This window comes from Nostoc sp. ChiVER01, assembly GCF_034531155.1.
GTDB lineage: Bacteria > Cyanobacteriota > Cyanobacteriia > Cyanobacteriales > Nostocaceae > Nostoc.
On the sequence record NZ_JAVRBS010000001.1, the window covers coordinates 187,702 to 210,260 of the forward strand.

Annotated in this window: 12 protein-coding genes and 1 pseudogene; 2 read left to right on the forward strand and 11 right to left on the reverse strand. The window is 42.6% G+C overall.

Annotated elements, in window-relative coordinates:
* Positions 1 to 605: 605 nt before the first annotated feature.
* The 7 genes from RMY00_RS00655 to RMY00_RS00685 all read right to left on the reverse strand — a co-directional run bounded on the left by RMY00_RS00655 (position 606) and on the right by RMY00_RS00685 (position 16,025).
* Entirely contained in the window at positions 606 to 809 is a 204-nt protein-coding gene (locus RMY00_RS00655) for a hypothetical protein (protein WP_322646026.1), read from the reverse strand.
* A 220-nt stretch (positions 810 to 1,029) separates the two neighbouring features.
* Positions 1,030 to 1,926 (reverse strand): S-layer family protein, encoded by an 897-nt coding sequence (locus RMY00_RS00660; RefSeq protein WP_322645717.1) that lies wholly within the window; start codon positions 1,924 to 1,926, stop codon positions 1,030 to 1,032.
* A gap of 18 nt (positions 1,927 to 1,944) precedes the next feature.
* Entirely contained in the window at positions 1,945 to 4,875 is a 2,931-nt protein-coding gene (locus RMY00_RS00665) for a filamentous hemagglutinin N-terminal domain-containing protein (protein ID WP_322645718.1), read from the reverse strand.
* A 367-nt stretch (positions 4,876 to 5,242) separates the two neighbouring features.
* Entirely contained in the window at positions 5,243 to 7,822 is a 2,580-nt protein-coding gene (locus RMY00_RS00670) for a CHAT domain-containing protein (protein ID WP_322645719.1), read from the reverse strand.
* A 54-nt stretch (positions 7,823 to 7,876) separates the two neighbouring features.
* Entirely contained in the window at positions 7,877 to 13,213 is a 5,337-nt protein-coding gene (locus RMY00_RS00675; protein ID WP_322645720.1) for a filamentous hemagglutinin N-terminal domain-containing protein, read from the reverse strand.
* A 131-nt stretch (positions 13,214 to 13,344) separates the two neighbouring features.
* Positions 13,345 to 14,727, reverse strand: coding sequence for an HlyD family secretion protein (locus tag RMY00_RS00680; protein WP_322645721.1), 1,383 nt, complete (start codon positions 14,725 to 14,727; stop codon positions 13,345 to 13,347).
* 41 nt (positions 14,728 to 14,768) lie between these two features.
* Positions 14,769 to 16,025, reverse strand: a complete 1,257-nt coding sequence (locus tag RMY00_RS00685; RefSeq protein WP_322646012.1) for a polysaccharide lyase family 7 protein — start codon at positions 16,023 to 16,025, stop codon at positions 14,769 to 14,771.
* On the opposite strand from RMY00_RS00685, the gene RMY00_RS00690 reads away from it, so the two are divergent.
* Positions 15,973 to 16,179, forward strand: coding sequence for a hypothetical protein (locus RMY00_RS00690; RefSeq protein ID WP_322646027.1), 207 nt, complete (start codon positions 15,973 to 15,975; stop codon positions 16,177 to 16,179). The genes RMY00_RS00685 and RMY00_RS00690 overlap by 53 nt on opposite strands.
* 86 nt (positions 16,180 to 16,265) lie before the next feature.
* Here RMY00_RS00690 and RMY00_RS00695 read toward each other — a convergent pair whose 3' ends face one another.
* The 3 genes from RMY00_RS00695 to RMY00_RS00705 all read right to left on the reverse strand — a co-directional run bounded on the left by RMY00_RS00695 (position 16,266) and on the right by RMY00_RS00705 (position 19,927).
* On the reverse strand, positions 16,266 to 18,482 hold the full coding sequence (locus RMY00_RS00695) for a peptidase domain-containing ABC transporter (protein WP_322645722.1): 2,217 nt from the start codon (positions 18,480 to 18,482) through the stop codon (positions 16,266 to 16,268).
* Between the two features lie 203 nt (positions 18,483 to 18,685).
* A complete protein-coding gene (locus RMY00_RS00700) occupies positions 18,686 to 19,030 on the reverse strand; it encodes a beta/gamma crystallin-related protein (RefSeq protein WP_322645723.1) in 345 nt (114 codons plus the stop codon).
* A 477-nt stretch (positions 19,031 to 19,507) separates the two neighbouring features.
* Positions 19,508 to 19,927: a hypothetical protein gene (locus RMY00_RS00705; RefSeq protein WP_322645724.1), complete on the reverse strand. Its 420-nt coding sequence runs from the start codon at positions 19,925 to 19,927 to the stop codon at positions 19,508 to 19,510.
* A gap of 619 nt (positions 19,928 to 20,546) precedes the next feature.
* On the opposite strand from RMY00_RS00705, the gene RMY00_RS00710 reads away from it, so the two are divergent.
* A complete protein-coding gene (locus RMY00_RS00710; RefSeq protein ID WP_322645725.1) occupies positions 20,547 to 21,041 on the forward strand; it encodes a helix-turn-helix domain-containing protein in 495 nt (164 codons plus the stop codon).
* Between the two features lie 32 nt (positions 21,042 to 21,073).
* Here RMY00_RS00710 and RMY00_RS00715 read toward each other — a convergent pair.
* Positions 21,074 to 22,100: pseudogene (locus RMY00_RS00715) on the reverse strand (transposase).
* Between the last annotated feature and the right edge of the window lie 459 nt (positions 22,101 to 22,559).

Consider the following 22,559-nt stretch of genomic DNA (forward strand, 5'->3'; position numbering starts at 1 on the left):
CAGCAAAATTTTTGAAGAAGAATTCAGAAGTCAGAATTCAGCAGTCAGAATTAATCAGTCGGGGATTCAGACCGGCGCAGGAATTGAAGACCTCCAAATCGGAGATTTGGAGGGGGTTTTAGACCCGTTTATTCATCCGCTAAATCGATTCAGAATTCATACTGAATTCTGGCTCCTGACTTCTGAATTCTGTTTGATAAAATATTCAAGCACTGCTGGGATTAAGGAAAGAATCGAAAATAGAGTTACAAAAATTATCTCAACACCCAGCTATCCATCGACATCGTAAATGTAATATAATCTCTGCGTTACCTTGCAGCCAAAATTTACTGTTTTCCTTCATTATGTGATGAAATATATGATGCAATACGGTTCAGTTAAGGCTAAAACTGTGTTATCAAAATCAATTTTTTAACGAATCGCCAACACGCAGAGAAGCCAGTGCGTTGGGCGGGCTTCCCGACTTGAAGCAACTGGCGCGACGCAGAGAGAAGAAAGAGATGCTTAACCCAAGCGTATTGATATATGATGAGCTTTCAATATCTAAAAAATATATGTGTGCTAATTTTATCGTAGTTAGAAATCTAACTCCTGAACAAGTGAAATCAGATAAAAATTGAAAAGATGCTTGTTATGATAAATGCCATGTAAACAATTCCTTCAATTAATTCTACTTTTTTTCGGTCTGGCATCGCATGATAACGGCGTTCAAACTCGCTTTGAGTTAGTCTGTCACCGTTTTCCAGAGCAGGAATTGTGTTTTTTGGCGCGATGTCTTCGACATAGCTAAAGTAGGCATTTGAAGTCATAGCTGGAATATTAAGAGGAGAAACTGTAGGGAAAATATTTTGCTTCTATCCAGATTCTAAAACATTACTATGCTGATATAGGATTACTATTTGATTTTTGAACGAATTATATGTGCGCCAATGCGATCGCATTGTTAGTCGATGCAATGGCATTGTCAGGCGATGCGATCGCATTGTTAGTTGATGAAAAAAACCAGATTGCAATCTGACGAATCTGAAATTACGAATTACGAATTGCTTTGCAAGATGCAGGCTTTAACCAAGGACTATGGGGCGTAGTGGTAGGATGATTTGCTGTTAGCACGACTTCCCCTTTTTGATTTAGCGCCAAACCAGTAGCTTCTATAATCGGTTCTGGTGCGGGGGTAGTTGTTTTGCTGGGAACAAATGAGCGATCAGGGTTATCACTGTTTGGATTGAGACTCACCAAATCTACATGCACTAGGTCAGGAGTTAGAATATCCGTTGTCGGATTAGGCGGTAAACCGCCGCGTCCAGTGATTGTAAAACTGCTCTTAGCAAAAGTTCCACCAGCTTGACAAGTCTGTGCTACTTCAGTGTCAATTGGTACTGTTGGTAGGTTGACTAAGCCACTCTTGGGTTCAACATCGGGCGTGTTTAATGTGACCTGTCCAGTTGCAACAATGTCACTTTCAGGGGATAACTGTTGCCGAAATTGAGTGCCAAAAATTCCTTGTGCATTGACTTGAATATTACTACCGGGGCTGCGTCCAAAGCCAGTCGCAATAATATCACTATTCTCTGAAGGAACAGCAACTAAAAATTTAGTACCAATGTTTATATTGCCATCAACTCCATTACTACCAGCAACACCACTAGTGGCAGAAATTAAACCCTGATGACGTAACATCAGTAAATTTTTTATCTTTAGCACAATATCTCCACCCCGACCTGTTCTGGATTCTGCAAATACACCCGTGGGTGAGCCATTGCTATTAGCTCCATTTACTAAAAATTTATCGGTAGCTTCAATTGTTACAGTACCTGCATTTCCTTCTCCAAAACTGCTGGCAACTAATTGAGCGCCACCCTTGAGTGTTAGTTCATTTGTGGTAATTTTAATGGTTCCGGCATTTCCCACTGCCTCTTTTTCCACTGCACTAAAAACACCGCTCTATAAACCATTGATATTAGTACCACTGAATACTGCATTTTGGGTATTAATATTAATACTACCTGCGTTTCCTCTGCCAAAAGTGCTAGCGCTCAGTCGAGCGCCATTAGTGATAGAAAATAACCCAGATGTGATATTTGTGTTTCCACTATTACCTTGAGCATTTGGATTGATAGTTTGTTTTCTAGGCTCAATTGTGACTGGAGGAGCGCCATTAATGATAGAAAATGACCCAAATGTGATATTTATGTTTCCACTATTACCTTGAGCATTTGGATTCATAGGTTGTTTTCTAGGCTCAATTGTGACTGTAGGAAACCCAAAGTCATTTTTGTTGACTTTAATGATTGGCGCCGTTGTAGAACCTAGCGTGCTGAATACACCGCTTTTGAAACTATCAAGCGCAATTACATCTGCGTCTAAAACTATAGTGCCTGCGTCGCCCACTCCTAAGGCACTAGTAGCTACTTGCGCCCCATCAATTAGTGATAGAGTTCCAGCATTGATGTCAATATTGCCGCCTTTACCTACGCCTCCAGATTCCACCGTGCTGAAAATGGCAGCTTCTCTAAGCTCAACAGCATTTTTGGCACGCACTGTCACATCCCCCGCCTTCCCTTGTCCACTGGTTAAGGCAGTGAGGAATGCGCCATCGTGTAACGAGAAAGAACCAGAATCAATAGTAATATTACCCCCATTACCAACTACCCCCGTTTCCACCGTACTGAAAATCCCACTGACAATACCTTTTTTCTCGCCAGTAATATTAACAGCGCCTGTAACATTAATATTGACATTCCCTGCATCCCCTTGTCCTGCTGGCTGGGTAGCAGATGCTCGACGAATAAGGGTTTGCAGTTGAGCGCCATCAGTGAGTGACAGAGTTGCAGCATTAATGTCAATATTACCTCCCTTACCCATGCCTCCAGATTCCACCGTGCTGAAAATAGCAGCTTCTCTAAGGTCAACAGCATTTTTGGCACGCACTGTCACATCCCCCGCCTTCCCTTGTCCACTGGTTAAGGCAGTGAGGAATGCGCCATCGTGTAACGAGAAAGAACCAGAATCAATAGTAATATTACCCCCATTGCCAACTGTCCCCGTTTCCACCGTACTGAAAATCCCACTGAAAATATCATTTTTCTTGCCAGCAATATCAACTTTCCCAGTCACATTAACGTTGACATTCCCTGCATCCCCTTGTCCTGCTAGCTGGGTAGCAGATGCTCGACGAATAAGGGTTTGCAGTTGAGCGCCATCAGTGAGTGACAGAGTTGCAGCATTAATGTCAATATTACCTCCCTTACCCATGCCTCCAGATTCCACCGTGCTGAAAATAGCAGCTTCTCTAAGGTCAACAGCATTTTTGGCACGCACTGTCACATCCCCCGCCTTCCCTTGTCCACTGGTTAAGGCAGTGAGGAATGCGCCATCGTGTAACGAGAAAGAACCAGAATCAATAGTAATATTACCCCCATTACCAACTACCCCCGTTTCCACCGTACTGAAAATCCCACTGACAATACCTTTTTTCTCGCCAGTAATATTAACAGCGCCTGTAACATTAATATTGACATTCCCTGCATCCCCTTGTCCTGCTGGCTGGGTAGCAGATGCTCGACGAATAAGGGTTTGCAGTTGAGCGCCATCAGTGAGTGACAGAGTTGCAGCATTAATGTCAATATTACCTCCCTTACCCATGCCTCCAGATTCCACCGTGCTGAAAATAGCAGCTTCTCTAAGGTCAACAGCATTTTTGGCACGCACTGTCACATCCCCCGCCTTCCCTTGTCCACTGGTTAAGGCAGTGAGGAATGCGCCATCGTGTAACGAGAAAGAACCAGAATCAATAGTAATATTACCCCCATTGCCAACTGTCCCCGTTTCCACCGTACTGAAAATCCCACTGAAAATATCATTTTTCTTGCCAGCAATATCAACTTTCCCAGTCACATTAACGTTGACATTCCCCGCATACCCCCGTTTTGCTGGCTCTCCTGCAACAGTTTCAGGTGTCTTCAAACCTTGCCCAATACCAGCAGTTAGGACAGTTCCTCCTAAAATCTCTAGATTCCTGGCATTGACTGCAATATTACCGCCACCAGCCCCAGTTACAAATACACTTGAATTATTAGTAAGGGATACATCTGTTCGCGCAACATTATCAGGAAATTTCAAGCTGAGATTATCACCATCTACACCCAGCGCTACACTACTAGGTTCCGCCACTCCTCCTAACTCAACTCGTCCACCATAAGCATTTAATTTTCCCCCATCCATGCTGACATTACCACCAACCAGCAGTAAACTTTTACCATTTGGTACTCGTAGACCAAATGCGTCAAACCCTGCTGGATCTTTACCTGCAAATGCAATTGAGTTATTTTGAATCGCTGCGTTTTGATTAATCTGATTAAATAGCAATGCTGAAGGATTAATAGTCAATAACGGTGAAGGAATATTTTTCTCAGTAGCGCTAAAAAATCCTCGATTTCCAAATTGCAGTGCATTCGCTGTTGTCGCCACAAACGAACCGCCAACATTTAATTGAGCATTCTGACCAAATACAATTCCATTGGGATTAATTAGAAACAGGTTCGCCGTAGGATTAGTGCGGATTATCCCATCAATATCAGAACGTGACCCACCCGTTACCCGACTGATGATATTTTGAATATCCGCAGCATTATTAAATATTGCAGTGCCTCCAGTGGGAACAGAAAACTCCTGAAAACTGTGGAACAAGTTGCTTCCTGCTTGAGTTCCTTCAGTGATATTGAAGATGTTCCCATTCTTTGTAACATTAGAGTTATTAGGCAAAGTGCTATCTGGAATAATTTGGGCAACAGCGCAATTTGTACTCCCAATGCTTGAACCACATATTGCTGCAATTCCTATAAACCAGCCCCAACGAATATTTATCTTGGACATTGCACCCCTCTTAGCAAACAGCAGTTGCTAAACTTTTGGTTATGTCACACCACTAACGTGGGTTTACGATGATTAAAGTCACCTCTGGATAATTTTTAGTTGCGATCGCATTAGTTTTACGCAAAACTTGCTGATTTCTTTACATAAATTTATACAATGGCATTGTCAGTCGATACAATGGCATTCTCACCCAATACAATCGAATTGTTAGTCGATGCAATCGAATTGTCAGTCGATGCAATGGCATTGTCAGTCGATACAATGGCATTGTAAGTTGATGCGATCACATTGTCAGCCGATGCAATGGCATTGTCAGCCGATACAATAGCATTGTAAATTGATACAATCTTGAAACCAAATATCATAATTACAGCCAATTACCCAACAGAACATAGGGGGCCCAAAACCTGGGACGTTTGTATTTGGGATTTTGCAAAAGAGCTAGCTGGGCGCGACGGAGTACTTCAGCTTTAGTTAGGTTTTTGTTGGCTAACTCTTGGTAAAATTGACTCATCAACACAGCAGTAGACTCATCATCTAAGTTCCACAAAGAAGCGATCGTACTGCGTGCTCCTGCTTGAAAAGCGACACCAGCAATTCCCAATGCAGCTTGTTCGTCCCCAGCAGCTGTTTGACAGGCACTAAGGATGAGCAATTCAATCGCTTCGGGTCTATTTTGCTCTAGTGTTCGCACTAACTCATTTAACTTTTTGACATAAATACGCTCATTCCAAGCGACAATAAATGTCTTCTCAGCCTTAGAGCTAAACTGACCATGAGTTGCAAGATGAACGATAGGGAAAGATAAAGAATTAATCCGGTTTTGCAAAGTTTTGCTGGTAAATTCTTGATTTAGAAGGATAGTGCTAGGGACTTGAGAGCGAATTTCTTCTAATTCAAGTTTGACGTTGGGTAGTGCAGAAAATCCCGAACTTGCTTGAGTCAATCCTGCTGCTATTGCCTTTAATCCTTTATCCAATGGTTTGGGTTCAATCAGTTGCAGACTGGGGGTAAGTGCAATGTTATACTTCTCAACTAGATACTGTTTGCCATCGTATAGAGCTGCCATCGGAATATTCCGCAACCAACCATCCAGTATAAACACTAAAGTAGGAGTCTTATTTTCAGCTAAGGCAGCTTCAGCAGGTTGAATCAGCCATTTGTAAACCTTCTGGGATAAAGATTGAACCTGTCGCAGCGTGTGTGGTTTGGGTAGATTTTCTTGTAGTTGCGCTAAAATAGTTTCCAATTCTTTTTCAACTACAGGGCTACTGTAGTGCAACCAACGCTGTTGAGGCAACTTAATAATTACCTCTAGTCGATCTGGCAAAATAAATGGATAAATAATTGCTGCCGTTGGATCTTTTTTGGGATTACGGATTTGAGCATTTAAACAGTTGTTGCGAAAGAAGTTTTCTAGTTCTGCTATTTGGAGTGATTCGATTGTATTGCTGGCTTTGGCAAGATTTTCTGAGCTAACTTGATTACCGTGAGATTGCAAAAGTAAATCAACCAACTGACGATAGACTGGTTCAACTTCCTCTCTAAAGGAAAATTTCACCGCAGAATTGACAGCAACTAAATCACTACGGAGGGCTTGGAGGTTATTAACTGCTTCTGTGTAAGCTGCTACTGCTCCTTTTGTATCTCCCTTAGTTTTAAGCAAACGTCCCAGTTGCCATTGCCATTGATAGCCAATATCTTTAGCATCGATATCTTGAGCGATGAGTAAGGCTTGTTGGGTGAGGTTTTGGGCATCAGACCACTGTTGAGTTTGTTCGTACACTTGACCTAAAACACCTGTAGCATAGGATTGTGTGCGTTTATCTTGCAAACTTTTTGCTTGCTCAATCGCAGTTGCTAGTAATTGGGCAATATCCAACCATGAGTCCGTGTCTGCGGCGGTCTTTTTTCGGAATTGCATTAGACTTTGGGCAAAGTTAATGCGGGCAGAAATTGCTGTCCGACTAAGGGGTAAGTCGTTAAGCTGAGTTTTAATTTCAGAGGATAATGTTTGGAAAGCTGACAATTGATCAGTTTTCAGCAGTAGTCTTAGTTGATTGGCTTGAGCTTGGATACGTGTAGTCGGTGAGGTTGCAGTTTTGATAGTTTGTTGATAGTACTTTATCGCTGTTTGCGTGTCTTGCTGGACACGGGCTGTATTACCCAGACTGAGGAGAATATCAGCGATCGCTTCTCGATCTGGCAACGATGAAGCTATTTCTAAACTTTGCTGCAATATTTGCCGAGATGTTTCTAAATCACCTGTAACTTGCACGACATTGCCAAGACTATGCAGGGCTGCGACTTTAACAGGTGAGTTGGGTTGACTTTGGAGAATCTGGGTACTTTCTCTTAAGGTCTTCTCGGCTTGCCGATAAAACCCTAAAGCTTGCAAAGCTTGGGCTTGGTTAATCCGATTTTGAATAGTTGCCCTTTGATTTCCTATTTTGGTATAAATGTCAAGTGAAACTCGCCAAGTATCTAGGGCATCTTCAGTTTTGCTTTGAGCCAATTGCAGGCGACCTTTGATATCCAGGACTTGGGCTAGAATTTGCGAGGAGTCTTTGGTGTCTATTTTTTTAGCAGTTTGTAATAAGTTGAGACTTTGAGCGATCGCAGTTTCTGCCTCTGACCACTTTCCCAATTGCTGATAAGCTAATGAGAGATTACCCAGTGCGATCGCTTGTCTTAGTTCATCTTCATTAGCTTTGAATGCAGAGATAGCCTGTTGCCAAGAAGTAGCAGCTTCAGCAAACCGTTCAGCTTCATAAAATTTACTGCCCTGTTCCAGCAAATGGGCATAAGACAACTTTTGAAGACTAGAGTTTTCCGCAGTTACATGTGCGAAAGTAGGGGGCAATAACCCCGCGCCTAAGAACATAGCCAAAAGCAGCAGTACACTTAAAAAGCGTTTGATTTTCCGTAATCTAAATTTTTTTGCCATGTTTTTGTCCCCACTTGCACCGCGTTTTTACTAAAAATAGACAGTGTTAAGTTCTCAACCTCCCTGGCGTTGATTAAATACACGACAATCGGCTGTCCTCTGCCAAGAAGAATGAGGCGTGACAGTCGGTGCAGAGTTAGTGAGAATTACATCGCCATTAGCAGCAATTACCCAACCAGTAGCTTCTACAATGCGATCTGGTGTTGGATTAATAGGATTTGTGGAAACTGCTGGAGTATTACCTACTTTTGGGTTGAGAGTCACTAAATCTACCTGCACTGCGTCAGTGCTGAGGGCTTCACCCGGATTAGGTGGTAAGCCACCGCGTCCAGTGATTGTAAAACTGCTCTTAGCTACAGTGCTACCTGCGGTACAAGTCTGTGCTACTTGGGTATCAACTGGTACGGTTGGTAAATTGACTAAGCCACTGTTAGGGTCAACATCAGGTGTGTTAATTTCTACAGTGCCGTTTACGCCAAACTGAGAACTGGCAGTAATGTCACTTAAAGAAGTTGGGTTAGAACGGGGCTGGATACCAAAAATACCCTTAGCTATAATGTCAACTCTGCCACCTCTACCTGTGAAGGCATTGGCGCTAATGTCGCTATCTTCACTAGGGACGGCAACAATGAAGCCGTTGGGGATATTAACTTGAATATTTCCGCCATCTCCACCCTGCTGTCTAGTACCCGCAGTAGTAGAAATTTCACTGCCTTGACGCATCAGCAGTAAGTCTGCAATATTTAGCGTTATATTGCCACCATTACCAGAGAAAGTTTGGGCGCTAATCGCTCCATTGTTGAGTTCCACAGATTTAGCAGTGATGTCGAGGTTGCCTGCTACTCCTGTTGCTAGGCTGCCAACTGTAGCTTCTGCACCGTCAGATATCAGTAATTGCTGTGTATTGATTCTCATATCTCCTGCCTTTCCTGTCCCTTGAGTTTGAGCAGATAAGACGCTAGCAGACTGACCATTAACTGAAGTGCCAATCACTTGTATTGTTTTAGAGGCATTGATATTTAAACTTCCTCCCTCACCTGAACCAAAGGTACTAGCATCAACTTGTCCTCCATCAAAAACAAATAATTCTGGAGAGTTAATTGTCAAAGAACCCGCCTTTCCTGTACCCTGAGTTCTGGTACTTAAAACGCTAGCAGACTTACTATTGGCTGAGATGCCATTCACTTGCACCGATTGTGAAGCATTGATATTTAAACTTCCTCCCTCACCTGAACCAAAGGTACTAGCATCAACCTGTCCTCCATTAAGGACAAATAACTCCGGAGAGTTAATTGTTAAAGAACCCGCCTTTCCTATACCCTGAGTTCTGGTAGTTAAGACACTAGTAGACTGACCATCGGCTGAGATGCCATTCACTTGTACTGATTGTGAAGCGTTAATATTCAAACTTCCTCCCTCGCCTGTACCAAAGGTACTAGCATCAACTTGTCCTCCATTAAGGACAAATAACTCCGGAGAGTTGATTGTTAAAGAACCCGCCTTTCCTGTTGCTGTCTGGCTAGCTTGAGTAGACAAGATGCTGACAGCCCGACCACTAGCTGATTCTCCAGTTACTAAAACCGATTTGGAAGCATCAATATTTAAACTACCTCCCTCACCTAAACTTCGGGTAGCAGCTGAGATTAATCCTCCATTAGAGACAAGTAACTCACGAGTATTAATCGTCAAAGAACCCGCCTTTCCTGTACCTTCAGTTCCAGTGAATAAGCCGCTAGGAGACCTTTCATTGACTGAAGTGCCAAACACTAGCACCGATTCTGAGGCATTGATATTCAAATTTCCCCCCTCGCCTGCACCATCGGTACTAGCACTTATTTGTCCTCCATCAAAGACAGACAAATTGGGAGTGTTTATAGTTAAGGAACCTGCCTTTCCAGTAGCTGTCTTTCCAGCTTGAGTAGTCAAGGTGCTAACATTTGTACGATTGGCTGATTCTCCAAACACTAGCACCGATTCTGAGGCATTGATATTTAAATTTCCTCCTTTACCTGAACCTAAAGTACCAGCATCAACCTGTGCCCCACCATAGACAGATAACTCAGGAGTAGTAATTGTTAAAGAACCTGCTTTGCCTGCGCCTTCGGTTCTAGTAAATAAGCCGCTACTAGGCTGACCATTGGCTGAAGTGCCATACAGTTGCACCCGTTGTGACGCATTGATATTCAAGCTCCCGCCCTCACCTGTACCAATGGTACTAGCGTCAATCTGCGCTCCATCAGCGAGGAGTAGTACAGGAGTGGTAATTGTTAAAGAACCTGCTTTTCCTGTCCCCGTAGTTCTACTAGACAAGCCAGTAGTGAAATTACTATCAGAGGAGATGCCATACATCAGCACAGATTCAGAAGCGTTAATATTCAAACTTCCTCCCTCACCAGCGCCAAGAGTACCAGTAGTAACCTGTGCCCCATCAGAGAGGAATAAAATGGGAGTGTTTATTGTTAAGGAACCTGCCTTGCCTATACCCGCAGTTGCAGTAGACAAGCCACTGACGTATCCATCTGAACTGACTCCAAAGATATCAACCAACTCAGAAGCATTAATTTGAATACTTCCTCCTTGTCCGCGTGCAGTAGGAAGATTGTTACGTGAATTCTCAACATTTGCTCGGATTTGCGAGCCATCTCTCAATTGGAGCGATCGCGTTTGAATATTAATATCTCCTCCATCTCCTGTAGATCCTGGTGCTACTGAGCTGCTAATCTGGCTATTGTTTGCGAGAGTCAAAAAGTCATTAATTTGCAAAAATATATCTCCAGCATTCCCTTTTCCACTAGTGCCAGCAGCAAAAAGAGCATCATCTAAAGCAAGAGAATCAGCAATTATACTAATATTACCTCCTTTACCTTCTGCTTCCGTTTCTCCGATACCTGGAAAATTCAGGCTAGTAGTAGCACTTAAGATATTACTACCACTAGCAAAGGAAACAGAACCACTAGCATTGACAAATACATTACCTGCATCTCCCTGACCATAAGTACTGCTACTTAGTCTAGATTCATCACTTAAGGAGAGCGATCCAGTTAGAATACTAATATCTCCTGCCTTGCCTGCTAATTCTCCTACATTGTTGAAGATTTCGCCGTAACTACCACTAGCAATGTTACTGTTTACAAGCGAAATTGAGTCATTCGCTTGAATTAATACGTTGCCAGCATCTCCTTCTCCATCTGTGGCAGTACTCAATCCAGAGTCATAGAAAGATAGCGAGTTAGCTTTAATTTCAATATTGCCCCCTTTTCCTACTGCTGTTGATAGCAAATCGCTACTAATTGAGCTATTAAATAGTAAAACTGAGTCATTCGTTTGCACAGAGATACTACCAGCATTTCCTCTGCCAAGAGAGCTAGTACTGAGTCCAGCACCGTCTAAATCAAGGTCATTTGTCCATAAGAGTGACCTGGCTTGAATATCTATATCACCCCCATTACCAATGGCTGGCTGTGTCATACTGCTAGAAATAAGGCTACTTTCACCACTAACCAAGTCACTCGTTTTGATAAAAATACTGCCAGCATTTCCTCGTCCCGAAATGTCAGTATTTAATGAAGCATTGTCTGTCAAAAACAATGACGTAGCTTGGATATTTATGTCTCCGCCATTACCTACGGCTTCCTCTCTCACATTGCTACTGATCGAGCTATTATTTAGAAACACAGAATCTCTGGCTTGCACAGATACCTTGCCGCCGTCTCCTCGTCCATCAGTGCTAGTATCCAATTGTGCTTCATTGTCTAAGGAAAGTGACCCAGTTTTGATATTGATATCACCGCTCTTTCGCACTCCTCCCTCTACTAAAGCGGGAAAGTCGCCCAAAATTTGGCTATTAACGCCACTATCAAAAAATGCAACAGAATCATCGCTCTGAATCAAGACGTTACCACCATTTCCCTGTCCGCTAGAAAAGGTATCAATAGAAGCTTTATCACTTAAAAAGAGTGAGCTAGCTTTGATTTCGATGTTACCGCCATTACCTACTGCTTGCTCTAATACACTAGTGGTCAACGAGCTATTGGTGAGGGAAATTGCATCATTAACCTGTATGGACATACCGCCAGCATTCCCCTTTCCGGCAGTTAAAGTACTCAGTGTAGTGTTATTGAGGGAGAGTGATCCAGCCTTAATGTTGATGTCGCCGCCTTCACCTGCTCCCTTTTCCAATACACTAGTGCCAAAGAGGCTATTAGCGATCGCTGCTGAGTCGTCAACCTCTATAGAAATAGCACCTGCATTTCCCAAACCATTAGTAAAGGTACCCATTCTAGTATTATCAAAGGAGAGTGACCCAGCTTTGATGTTGATGTCACCGCCTTTGCCTGTTGCATTCTCATCTAAAACGTTGAAAATCTGACTAAAAGAGTTTTCGCTACTATTAGTGACTGTGATGGCTCCTGTTGCATTCAGTGTAATATCCCCTGCTTGAGTATTCACTGATCCCCGTTGTGAGCTGATTCCAGCAAGCAGTGAACCTCCTAAAATATCCAAGTTCCCGGCGTTGATAGCAATACTACCACCGTCCCCAGATACATTAATTAAAGCCGGATTTGTGAGGGTGACATCAGCTAATGTTACGCCATCAGGAAAACTTAAGCTTAGACTATTGCCTTCTACATTTAACCCAACCGTTCCTGTTGCGGTTAATCCTCCGAGTTCAACTCGTCCACTGGGAGCAGATAGAGAGCCTTCATTTAATATTGCTCCAGTCGCAGTTAGAGTTGGGGACACTTTGCCCCCTACTAGTAACAGGCTTTGACTATCACTAACTGAGAGAAATCCTCGATTCTCAATAGAATAAACTGGCTGAGATGTAATTTGATTGAATAACAAAGCTGAAGGATTGACTGTCAGCAAAGGTGGAGTATTTGGATTAGTAGCACTGAAAAAACCTTGATTGCCAAATTGCAGTGCATTAGCTGTTGTCCCAATAAAGGAACCACCAATATTTAATTGAGCATTCTGACCAAATACAATTCCATTGGGATTAATCAGAAACAGATTAGCTGTTCCATTAGCGCGAATTATCCCATCAATATTGGAAGCTGACCCACCCGTTACTCGACTAATGATATTTTGAATATCCGCAGCATTATTAAAAAAAGCAGTGCCGCCAGTGGGGACAGAAAACTGCCCAAAACTGTGGAACAAGTTCCTTCCAGCTTGGGTTCCCCCTTCAATGGTACTGATGTTATTTTGTGTTGTAACCCTGGAATTATTGGGTAGAGTGCTATCGGGGGTAATTTGGGCAAAAGCGGAATTAACAGAAAAAGCGAATGTCTGCAATACAGCTTCGCCGATCGCACTACTCATCACCAACCAACTTCCCAGTGCAAATTTCCACCACCAATGCTGCCTATGTCGCTTCATTGTAGACATTGCACCCCTTAAATAACCAGCAAGAAGACTACATCCCCTTATCAAGGATAGATAGAAAATCCACAGTAGGATTACGAGAAATAATTACGAATAGTTACAATGCGATGCCTGCGGCGGGCTACGCCAAGGCTCTACAAATCTGCAATCAACCTTGCCTTCCTCAAAAAGAATTGCATCACAGTCTCTTCTCTAGAAATAATATCAACTGTACCCTCCATTCCTAATTGAATAGCACACTGGTGTTTGTCTCTACCTAAAGAAAGGCTTTCTGGCTCAATTGTTAACTCATAGAACGCACCAACATCTGTCATCTTTTGGCTGGCAGATGTTGTGGCGGTGGCATTAGCAGCATTTCCTTGAGGTGCTATCGCATCTGGGGAAATCGTCTTAACCTTGCCTTTGAGAGTCCCATAATCTGGATAAGGACAAGCAGAAACTCGCATTTGTACCTTTTGACCTTGTTTCAACTTATTTTTATCCTGAAGTGCTACTGCTGCCTTAATCTCCAAAAGAGCATCACTAGGGACAATTTGGGCAATCTGCTCTCCAGCAGGCACAGTTTGACCGGAGTTTCGCAGGTTTAATTTAGAAATAATTCCGTCTGCTGTGGCAGTAATTTTAGTCTGGCTGAGGTCAATATTTACTTGTTGAAGTTCGCGGGTGTCACTCTCTAGTTGTTTTTGGATTTCAATTCGTTGCTGGATTAAAGCTTGGCGTTCTTTGTCCAAAGTAGCAATGTTGGCTTGACCTGTAGCTTTTTCTTGGGCAATGCGATTATAAGCGATCGCTACTTGTGCATTACTGGGATTAAGAGCAGTTTGGACATTTTGCAATTTGGCTTTAGCTGCTAAGAGAGCTTGTTCTTGCTGGCGAACAGTTAGTTGTGCTTCCTCAAATTGATCTTGAGACAAGGCTCCGGCTTTGGCTACAGTCTCATAGCGATTTCGCTTTGACTGGGCTGCTTTTAAACTAGCATCCGCAGCTTTGACATTGGCATCCGCTTCTTCGACATCAGTAGTGGTAGTAATAAGTTTATCTTGATAGTTCCGGCTGCGATCGCTTAATTCAGCTTCAGCACCAGCAATAACCCGGTTGACGCGCTCAGTTTCAGCTAAAACTTGGCTATTAATGGCATTAATCTGGGCGTTGATTTGAAACAGTTGTAAACGACTTTGCCCAATGTTACTTTGCAGTTGGCTCTTTTTGGTTTGTAGCTTCGAGTTGTCAATAGTAGCAATCACATCCCCTTTTTTGACAACTTGATTTTCTGCAACAAAAACCCGCATCACCTGACCTTCCGTAGCAGCTTGCACAAGTCGCAATTCACCAGCAGGGCGGACAACAGCTTGTCCTTTAACTGTCACTTTATATTTGGTAACAGAGGCGAGTGGAACGCCTAACCCCACAGCACAGACAAGAACTAGTCCGCCCCAAGTAGTCCAACGACCAAGTGGCGGGAGAAATTCGTTGTCTTGAATTGGGGGCAAGTAGTCTGAGTTTGAATGGCTAACCATGATGGTTTAACTTAATGTATTGACAAATTAGAGTGGCAAAATTAGCGTAGGGTAATTTTGCGTACTTCTATTTCCGAGTAAGCGTAAGGGTCAGTTTCGTATTTATTAGCAGATAAGTTTTTGTTCGCACACACAGTGTTGGTTTTGCCGTAAATATCAGTTTTTGAGCAAGCTTGAATATACATGCCAGCCTTGAAGTAACAGGAACCGATAATACCCGTCATCCTCACTGTACCAGTACTACTCGTTACACCGGAACGCAGGTTTTTATAGTTGACGGTAACATTGCCACCGGACGTAACAGCAATGTCGATAGTCATCGGATCGCCAATCTTATATGTGCTGTCGAGAAGCTTGGTAATATTGTCGTTGTTGAAGCGGGCTTCAAGCTTGCCGATGTCCGTCGAGCCGTTAGCAAAGGACGGGCCGAAGTACTTCACCATCACGAGGTCGTTTTTTGAGTCATGGATCTGCCCGATGGTGGCTTCCGGCTTGTTCGTGGTGGTGTGCAACAGGGTCTGTTCCAGGTACATGGCATGATCAATATTCCTACAGTTCCAGGCAGCGGACTCCGTACCATCACCCTGCATTTCACGCAGTTCAGAACGGGGGTAAGCAGTATTTGTGCTGGTACGTGCGCCACCAGCGATCGCTTTCAAAAGCACACCATTCTTCGCAGCATTCAGACGAAAATATTCTGAATTACTGTATGTTTTGAGTTGCGGCTGCTTAATTTCCGTTGCCTTGTTTGAGTTGGGCGGGGAATTCAAGCTGATTGGCAGGGTGAGCTTCCACTTGCTTAAGTCAAGCACATCGGCCGGATACTGAGCGTTACCATTGCTCTCACCAGTTGAAGAAATTGAAGTATCACTACTTTCATCAGTTGAAGAATTTAAAGTATCACTACTTTCACCAGTTGAGGAATTTGAAGTATCACTGCTCTCATCAGTTGAGGAATTTGAAGTACCACTGCTCGTACAGCCATTGGTCGAACGCAAGGAATTAATCTTCAATTCGTCGATACGCAATCTAGAATCATTATCACCCACAATCTTGATCGCGTTGGCGGCTTGGTCGTTGACGTTTTGCTTGTTTTCATTGCCCTTGCCAGAGGTTTTACTGACCACAGTAGTCCAAGTTGCACCATTGTCCTTAGAAAGCTGTACGCTGTAGGTATACTTGTTCGTGCCGTACCAGTTAAGCACCAGATCATCTACGCGCTGGCAGCTATTGAATCTCGCAGTTATGGAAGCACCACGGGCGGCAGCCTCCCAATGGGTATTCTTATTTTTGTCAATAGCGTTGTCTGCAACAAACGAACCACTAGTAGATGTGGCAGTAGCATCGCTGAACGACACAACGGTAGGCGACGCTAGAGAAGTACTAGCTATCATTGCAGTCGAGACAGCTATCGTGAAAGACAGCTTTGAAAATTTTCTATTCATTCTTTAACCTTTATTAAATGTTGAACAATGAGTTGTTACTTAGATTTCATAAATGAATGATCTTTTTTGTCAATGCGTAAGTCATAGATGATTTTATTTACTGATTGCGCTGAATTTACCATTAGAGTTAGAAGAGAATGGCACTAAACCATTTGTAAATGGGTCAACGCCGTCTAAAAAGTCTAAGTGTTCACCAGGCTGATGGCGCAGAGCCTCTGGAGTGCCTTGGATTTTTAAACGCCCTTCTTCTAGCAGTACAATCCAATCAGCCCGCCCAATGACTTTCGGGCGATGGCTAATCATAATTGTGGTTTTGCCCAGGCGATGAGATAGCAGTCTATCTAGCAGTTTGGCTTCACTCACTGGATCGAGAGCGCCAGTGGATTCATCTAAAATTAATATTGGCGGATCAGTAACTATAGCTCTAGCGATCGCTAATCTTTGTCGTTGCCCACCAGAAAGATTCGCGCCAAATTCGCCTAAAACAGTTTGATACTTATCGGGAAGTTTACTAATAAACTCATCTGCACCAGCAATCTCGCAAGCTTGTACAATTTGTTCAAAGGTGATTTGAGGATAGCTGAAGCGGAAGTTTTCAAGAATTGAGCGACTCCAGAAGTGAGGTTCTTGAGGTACTAGCACCACCTGTTGACGCAGACATTCCATTGAGAGGTCTTGCTGATTATAGATGCCATAGCGGATATTGCCAGATTGGAGGAAATATAAACCAGCAAGCAGTTTGGCGAGGGTGCTTTTACCACAACCGGATTTACCAATCAGAGCAACGACTTGACCGCCAGGGATAATCAGCGAAAAATCTTGCAGCAAATCAACTCTACCTGCGTGGTGGAAATTAAGGTTGGTGCAAGTAATATCTACATTGCCCTTAAGTTCTGCCCAAGGCTTTTTCTCGTCTTTGTCATCTTCTGGCGTAGCATCAATCACCTCCGTCAGGCGTTGGATGACAATCTGGGCAGTGATAAACTCATCAACTAAGCCGATGACTGAACTCAGAAAGCCGAGAAAGTTACCACTCATCCCACTAAACGCTAGCAACTGACCGATGCTTAAGGTGTGATTAATTACCAAGTATGACCCTAACCACAGTAAGGCAATACTAGTAAAAGTGGAAATAATATTAGTAATTGTGCCACTGTAAAGCCCCAACTTCATAGTACTCCAGCCCAAGTTAGCCAGCCGACCATAATTTGCCTGATACTCTTGCCAAGCTTGGGGAGTGGCTTGGGTAGTTTTTAGCACCTGGACACCGCGAAAAGTTTCAACGAGAAAGCCTTGGTTTTCTGTACCCAAGACGATCGCCTGACGGGTTTTCTGGCGCAAAGCCGGGAGAAAAAGCAAGTTAACAAGGGTGACAATCATAAAGGCAGCCAGGGAAGCCAAAGTCAGCCCCCAACTGTAAAAGAGCATGAAGCCCAAGGAAACCAAGGCGATAAAAAATTGGCTGGGTAAACCGAGGACAATTTGGGAAACTAGCTCGTTGATGTGATCCACATCGGCAATGCGGCTAACTACTTCCCCACTGCGTCGTCCTTCAAAGTATGAGAGGGGCAAACGCAACAGTTGTCGCCCGTATTCTAGAATCAGTCCTAATTGCAAGCGTTGACCAAAGTGACCAATTAGGTGAGATTGTACCAAACCGATCGCACTGCTAAATAGACTCATAGCGATCGCTCCAATTGCCACGACTGTCAGCAGTTGCGTATCTCCCCGCACAAGTACGTCATCGGTAAGCAATTGCATCATTAAAGGAGAGACAAGGGAAAGTAGTCCGATGACTATGTTAATTGCGATCGCTTGAATCAGAATAGCGCGATAGGGTAAAACCCGCATCAGATAACGCCCAAAGCCACCGATTTTATCATCTGATTGCTGATAAAAGCGGTTGTCATCTGGCGTTAGCAGCAGCATGATGCCATTGCCCCACCCTTCGAGCAACTCCTCGCGGGTGAGATAGCGGATGCCTACACCAGGGTCAGCAATTACGTATTTTCTCCCCTTTTGCCCATACAGAACTACCCAGTGGTAGCCTTTCCAGTGAATGATGGCAGGTAGAGGCGCTTTATGCAATTGGTCAAGCAGTTGCACGGAGGCTTTAACTTGACGCGTATTAAATCCTAGAGTTTCTGCACCCCGGCTCAAACCCAGCAGGCTGGTTCCCCGCGATCCTGTACCAACTACTTCCCGCATTCGACTAATGGCAAAGGTGCGTCCGTAGTGTTTGGCAATAGTAGCAAGGCAGGCAGCACCACAGTCTTCTTCACTGTGTTGGAGTACACTTTGGTATTTCATAACTTAGAACTTACACATAGGAGAAAGTGAGTCGGGGCTTTCACCCCGACCAAAGCTAGTTTTCAAAATGTTAGAGGTGTTGACTCAACTCAAAAATGAATAAAATAGGTCAACCTAATTAAATTGGAAAACTAAGAAAAATCGGGGTAGACCAATTAAAATTTCAGCCCCACCGTGCTGCACAGTTTCGGTTCTTTACGGGATTATTTTACACGCTGAACCGATGAGATCGAATCGTTAGGCAAGCCTATGTCAAAGAAAAGATTCGGATACTTTCCTACTCCTACTCGCCTAGACGTCCCCGTGTAATTCGCGCCTGTCCATAACAACCATGTACCACGCTTAACTATAGCTGAGGTAGTTAGGTCATTTGCGGTATCACCTACATTCTTGCGGCTTTTGTTCGTAGCCAGTATCAAACCCCTAAATTTGTCGCCATTGTAAAGTTCTAAATCCGCACCACCTTCGATGATGGCTCCTTCTTCAGGAGTTAATTCTGTAAATAGTTGTTGCTCAGAACTACAAATTACTTTATCGGTACTGAACATTGTTTTTCTCCTATTCAAGTATGAATTATTCTGCAAGAATTGATTAAGCAATAGCTAGAACCAGTTTCCTTGATTTCATATTGATATTGAAATGTAATTAGTGAAAATTGGTCTAATCCCACTTTAAGATTCTGATATTAAATCTATAAAGTCAAGAATACAAAAGTGATTTTTTTTGCATAATTAAATGATTTATGTTTTTATTATTCAAGTTTTTTTATTAAAAAATACTTCATTTTTTATTTTTATTTTTGAGCATAAAAAAATGAATGTAGGAGCGCTCGTTATATGCCCCTACAGGTTTAATGTGTATGATCTTGGAAAGTGTAATTAGATTGTTGAAACAGAGGTTGTTTGATTTTACATTGCCCTTGATTGAACAGGAAGGCGATCAAGAGAAAAGTAGCGATCGCTTTAGTTAAGCTAGTCTATCAGCTTGTTCTATCGGACTCCTAAGCGTTTAGTAAAAGTGCTACCTCAGGTATCGTAGGCAACGCCTATAGTGCCAGTGACATATATACCATCTTTAGTATCTTTAAAATCGATTTTGTAAGTACCTCCTCGTATTTTGTCCCATTGAGTAGTAATTGAATTACCAACTTTAACTGACTTTGGTGGCGTTGTATTACCAGTCTTAACATTTCTAATAATGGCATTAAAGGATCGGTTATTCTTACCCGATTTGGTACTGGTAACGAGAGTGATGCCTCCACCTGGCCGCACATTGAACGATCGTGAGGAGAGAGATGTATCAAAATTAATTGTACTACCAAAACTATCAATACCAGCTCCTCCTTCAACAACGGCAGCAGCCTCGGGAGTTAATTCGGTAAACAAAAGCTCCTGTTGAATAGTATCCATCTCAAGTTGATTGAAATGTTCTTTGGTGTTTAACATTGTTACTTTCCTTTATTTCAGATTTTTATGTGGAATTAGTAATGTCTTGTCTAAATCCATTTAGATTTTCTGAGATTAAATCTATAAAATCAAGGCTTTTCAACTAACTTGTTACACATAATTCAATGAATTATGTTTTCATCATTCAAGTTTTTTATATTAAAAACAAGTTAATTTTGTTTCTCAAACTAAAGTTTTATAACATTCTTTGACTACTCTGAATCATGGAATTTAAGGGACTTGGTTCATGTAGCGAATGGCTTTAGCCTCTTGGGTATTCTTTTTAAGGGGATTAGGCGACTGAGACCAATTCTATATAAAGATGCGCCCAATTATATGAGGAACGAACCGCAAAGGGGAGGCAGCGCGGTCTTGGGGGTCTCCCCCATGAGCGACTGCCGTCGCAAAGGGCACAAACAAGAAGAATCCAAGGAAATTTGGGGCAGCCTCACAAAGAAATGGTATGAGTGCCTAAGTCCTAGTTAATCCACTTGATAATTATGAACTTTTGTAACTAGTTGCGGAATTCATAGACTTTTGATTCCGATAAGTAAGCAGAGGTTCGCAAAGAAGCTAAACGAACTTTCAAAGAGTGCAAGTTCTACTAGGGGGAATCGTTATGGAAAATCCAGGTCTTTGCTTAACACCCTTTCAGCGCAGATACCTGCTGAAAAGCTTAGAAACCGACTTACGTGCAGAATACCGTCGTCGCATTGAAATTATGCTGCTTTTCGATGCAGGTGAATCTCAAACTCAAATTTGTGAAGCTTTGGGATGTTCTCAAGAGACAGCACGCTACTGGATTACGATCGCACAAACAGGACAAGCTCACAAATGGAGCGATCGCTTGATGGGAAGACCTAAAACTGTCAATGAGCAATACCTCACTCACTTAAAAGAATTGGTAAGCCATAGTCCACGCCTTGCTGGCTATTCATTTGAAAACTGGACAGCACAATGGTTAAGCAAGCATTTGGCAAAAGAATTGGGAATTAAGGTTAGCAGTTGTCATATTAACCGTTTGCTTAAGGAGATGGGGCTTTCCACACGACCAAAAGGCAACACAACTAAGCAAGAAACCTTACACCAAAAAGGTTTAGTGCGGCTTTTATAAAAAACAGTACTCTTTTCAATACCTTAGCCAATTTACGAGGGTTCAACACCTGTGGAAAGGGGATGAATACGTCCCAAAGAAGCGAGCTTGGCAAAAATTTGCGCTAATAAAATAGGCTCAGGCTTTTGAGGAAGTATTTTTAGCATTTCACGGACATATCGAAAACCTCGGTAATAAGCTTTCAGGTCAATAATGCCAGAACCAGGATTATGTTTACGGAAATCAGCCAAAAGATGATGGGATAAATTAACCATAAAGAAGGCGAGATTAGCGGCATTAGTCACAGCAGTTTGGCTCAAATTCATAAAATCCTCTAAACCCCAAAATTGCTTGGCATCCCGGAAGTTAAATTCGATTTGAAAACGGAGTTTGTAGTAATCTATTATTTTGTCAAATGATAAATCTAAGTCACTAGAAAAGAGAATTACACGGCTGCGAGCATTGGTTTTGAGATTGATTTTAACTAGAATCACTACATTGAGAGACTGGGCAAATTCTTTGTGAAGAAGTGTGGCTTGATAAAGATCAGTTTGAATCTCATCTTCAATATCACTTTTACATAAATATTTGTCAGGTATATGACAATAGTCTAGTTTGTCACCGTATTTACGACGAGAGCGTTTACTGAAGTCAGGATTTTCATAAGGGACGTATAATGCTGAATCATGGCGCAGCTTGGAAATTATGTGCAAGTTAACTTGTCGTGCCATCTGCAAAGCATTCTTGTTACCAAAATGACCATCTAATACCAAGTACGTCAAAGGGATAAAGTTAGCTACTAGCTCGAATAGTGAGTTAATCATCTTTTTAATTAGTAATAGTTCAGATGTTAATATCACTAAAAAACAGCCAAAACAATGTTGCCCAAGGTATTACTGTCGAGAAAAATCTCCCCATTGTCCTATAGCTACCACCTGCACTTGTCCAACGGGCAATTCCCAACATCGTAACTCGACCATTTAGAGCTAACATTGCCAGGATAATTTGGTTCAATTGCCGCATCGTTGTTGCGTTTATTTGCGGCAGCAGGCATTGCAGGAGTGATAAGATATCGGGCATGGGCGAGAAGTAGTTTTTGAGTTGTCGTTGTGAGAGACAATAACTCTACTACGAAACGCCCTACCTCTTCATGCTCTTATTTTGGCTACGGTATTGCTTTTAAATAGTAAAAAAGTCATTAGTAATTAGTACCAATGACTAATAGACTTCTTGCATAAGTCGGGAAAAGGGGAAGGTAGGGCCCCCTCTGGGGATAAGGGGAAAAAGTTCTGTATCGTCTTTTTCCCCTTTACCCTTTTCCCTTTCTTGCAAAAAGCACAAATGCCAAGAGGTCTAATGACTAAATCGGCGGACAACTAAGCTAATCGGCATTCAAATTGCATAATCAGCACGGGCAAGATGCTCACCGCACAAAATATTAAAAAAATTTTAATATGCACATTTAGATGTATTTTAGCTTATTCCTCCCATTCCTTGAAAGAATGGGATTACCGCCGATTTTCGTTGACACCCATAGGC

Excerpts from the sequence above, each read along its gene's own strand:
- RMY00_RS00710 (WP_322645725.1), top strand. The coding sequence starts at position 20,547 with ATGGAAAATCCAGGTCTTTGCTTAACACCCTTTCAGCGCAGATACCTG.
- RMY00_RS00690 (WP_322646027.1), top strand. The coding sequence starts at position 15,973 with ATGGAAGCACCACGGGCGGCAGCCTCCCAATGGGTATTCTTATTTTTG.
- RMY00_RS00700 (WP_322645723.1), bottom strand. The coding sequence starts at position 19,030 with ATGTTCAGTACCGATAAAGTAATTTGTAGTTCTGAGCAACAACTATTT.
- RMY00_RS00675 (WP_322645720.1), bottom strand. The coding sequence starts at position 13,213 with ATGTCTACAATGAAGCGACATAGGCAGCATTGGTGGTGGAAATTTGCA.
- RMY00_RS00665 (WP_322645718.1), bottom strand. The coding sequence starts at position 4,875 with ATGTCCAAGATAAATATTCGTTGGGGCTGGTTTATAGGAATTGCAGCA.
- RMY00_RS00670 (WP_322645719.1), bottom strand. The coding sequence starts at position 7,822 with ATGGCAAAAAAATTTAGATTACGGAAAATCAAACGCTTTTTAAGTGTA.
- RMY00_RS00705 (WP_322645724.1), bottom strand. The coding sequence starts at position 19,927 with ATGTTAAACACCAAAGAACATTTCAATCAACTTGAGATGGATACTATT.
- RMY00_RS00680 (WP_322645721.1), bottom strand. The coding sequence starts at position 14,727 with ATGGTTAGCCATTCAAACTCAGACTACTTGCCCCCAATTCAAGACAAC.
- RMY00_RS00655 (WP_322646026.1), bottom strand. The coding sequence starts at position 809 with ATGACTTCAAATGCCTACTTTAGCTATGTCGAAGACATCGCGCCAAAA.
- RMY00_RS00695 (WP_322645722.1), bottom strand. The coding sequence starts at position 18,482 with ATGAAATACCAAAGTGTACTCCAACACAGTGAAGAAGACTGTGGTGCT.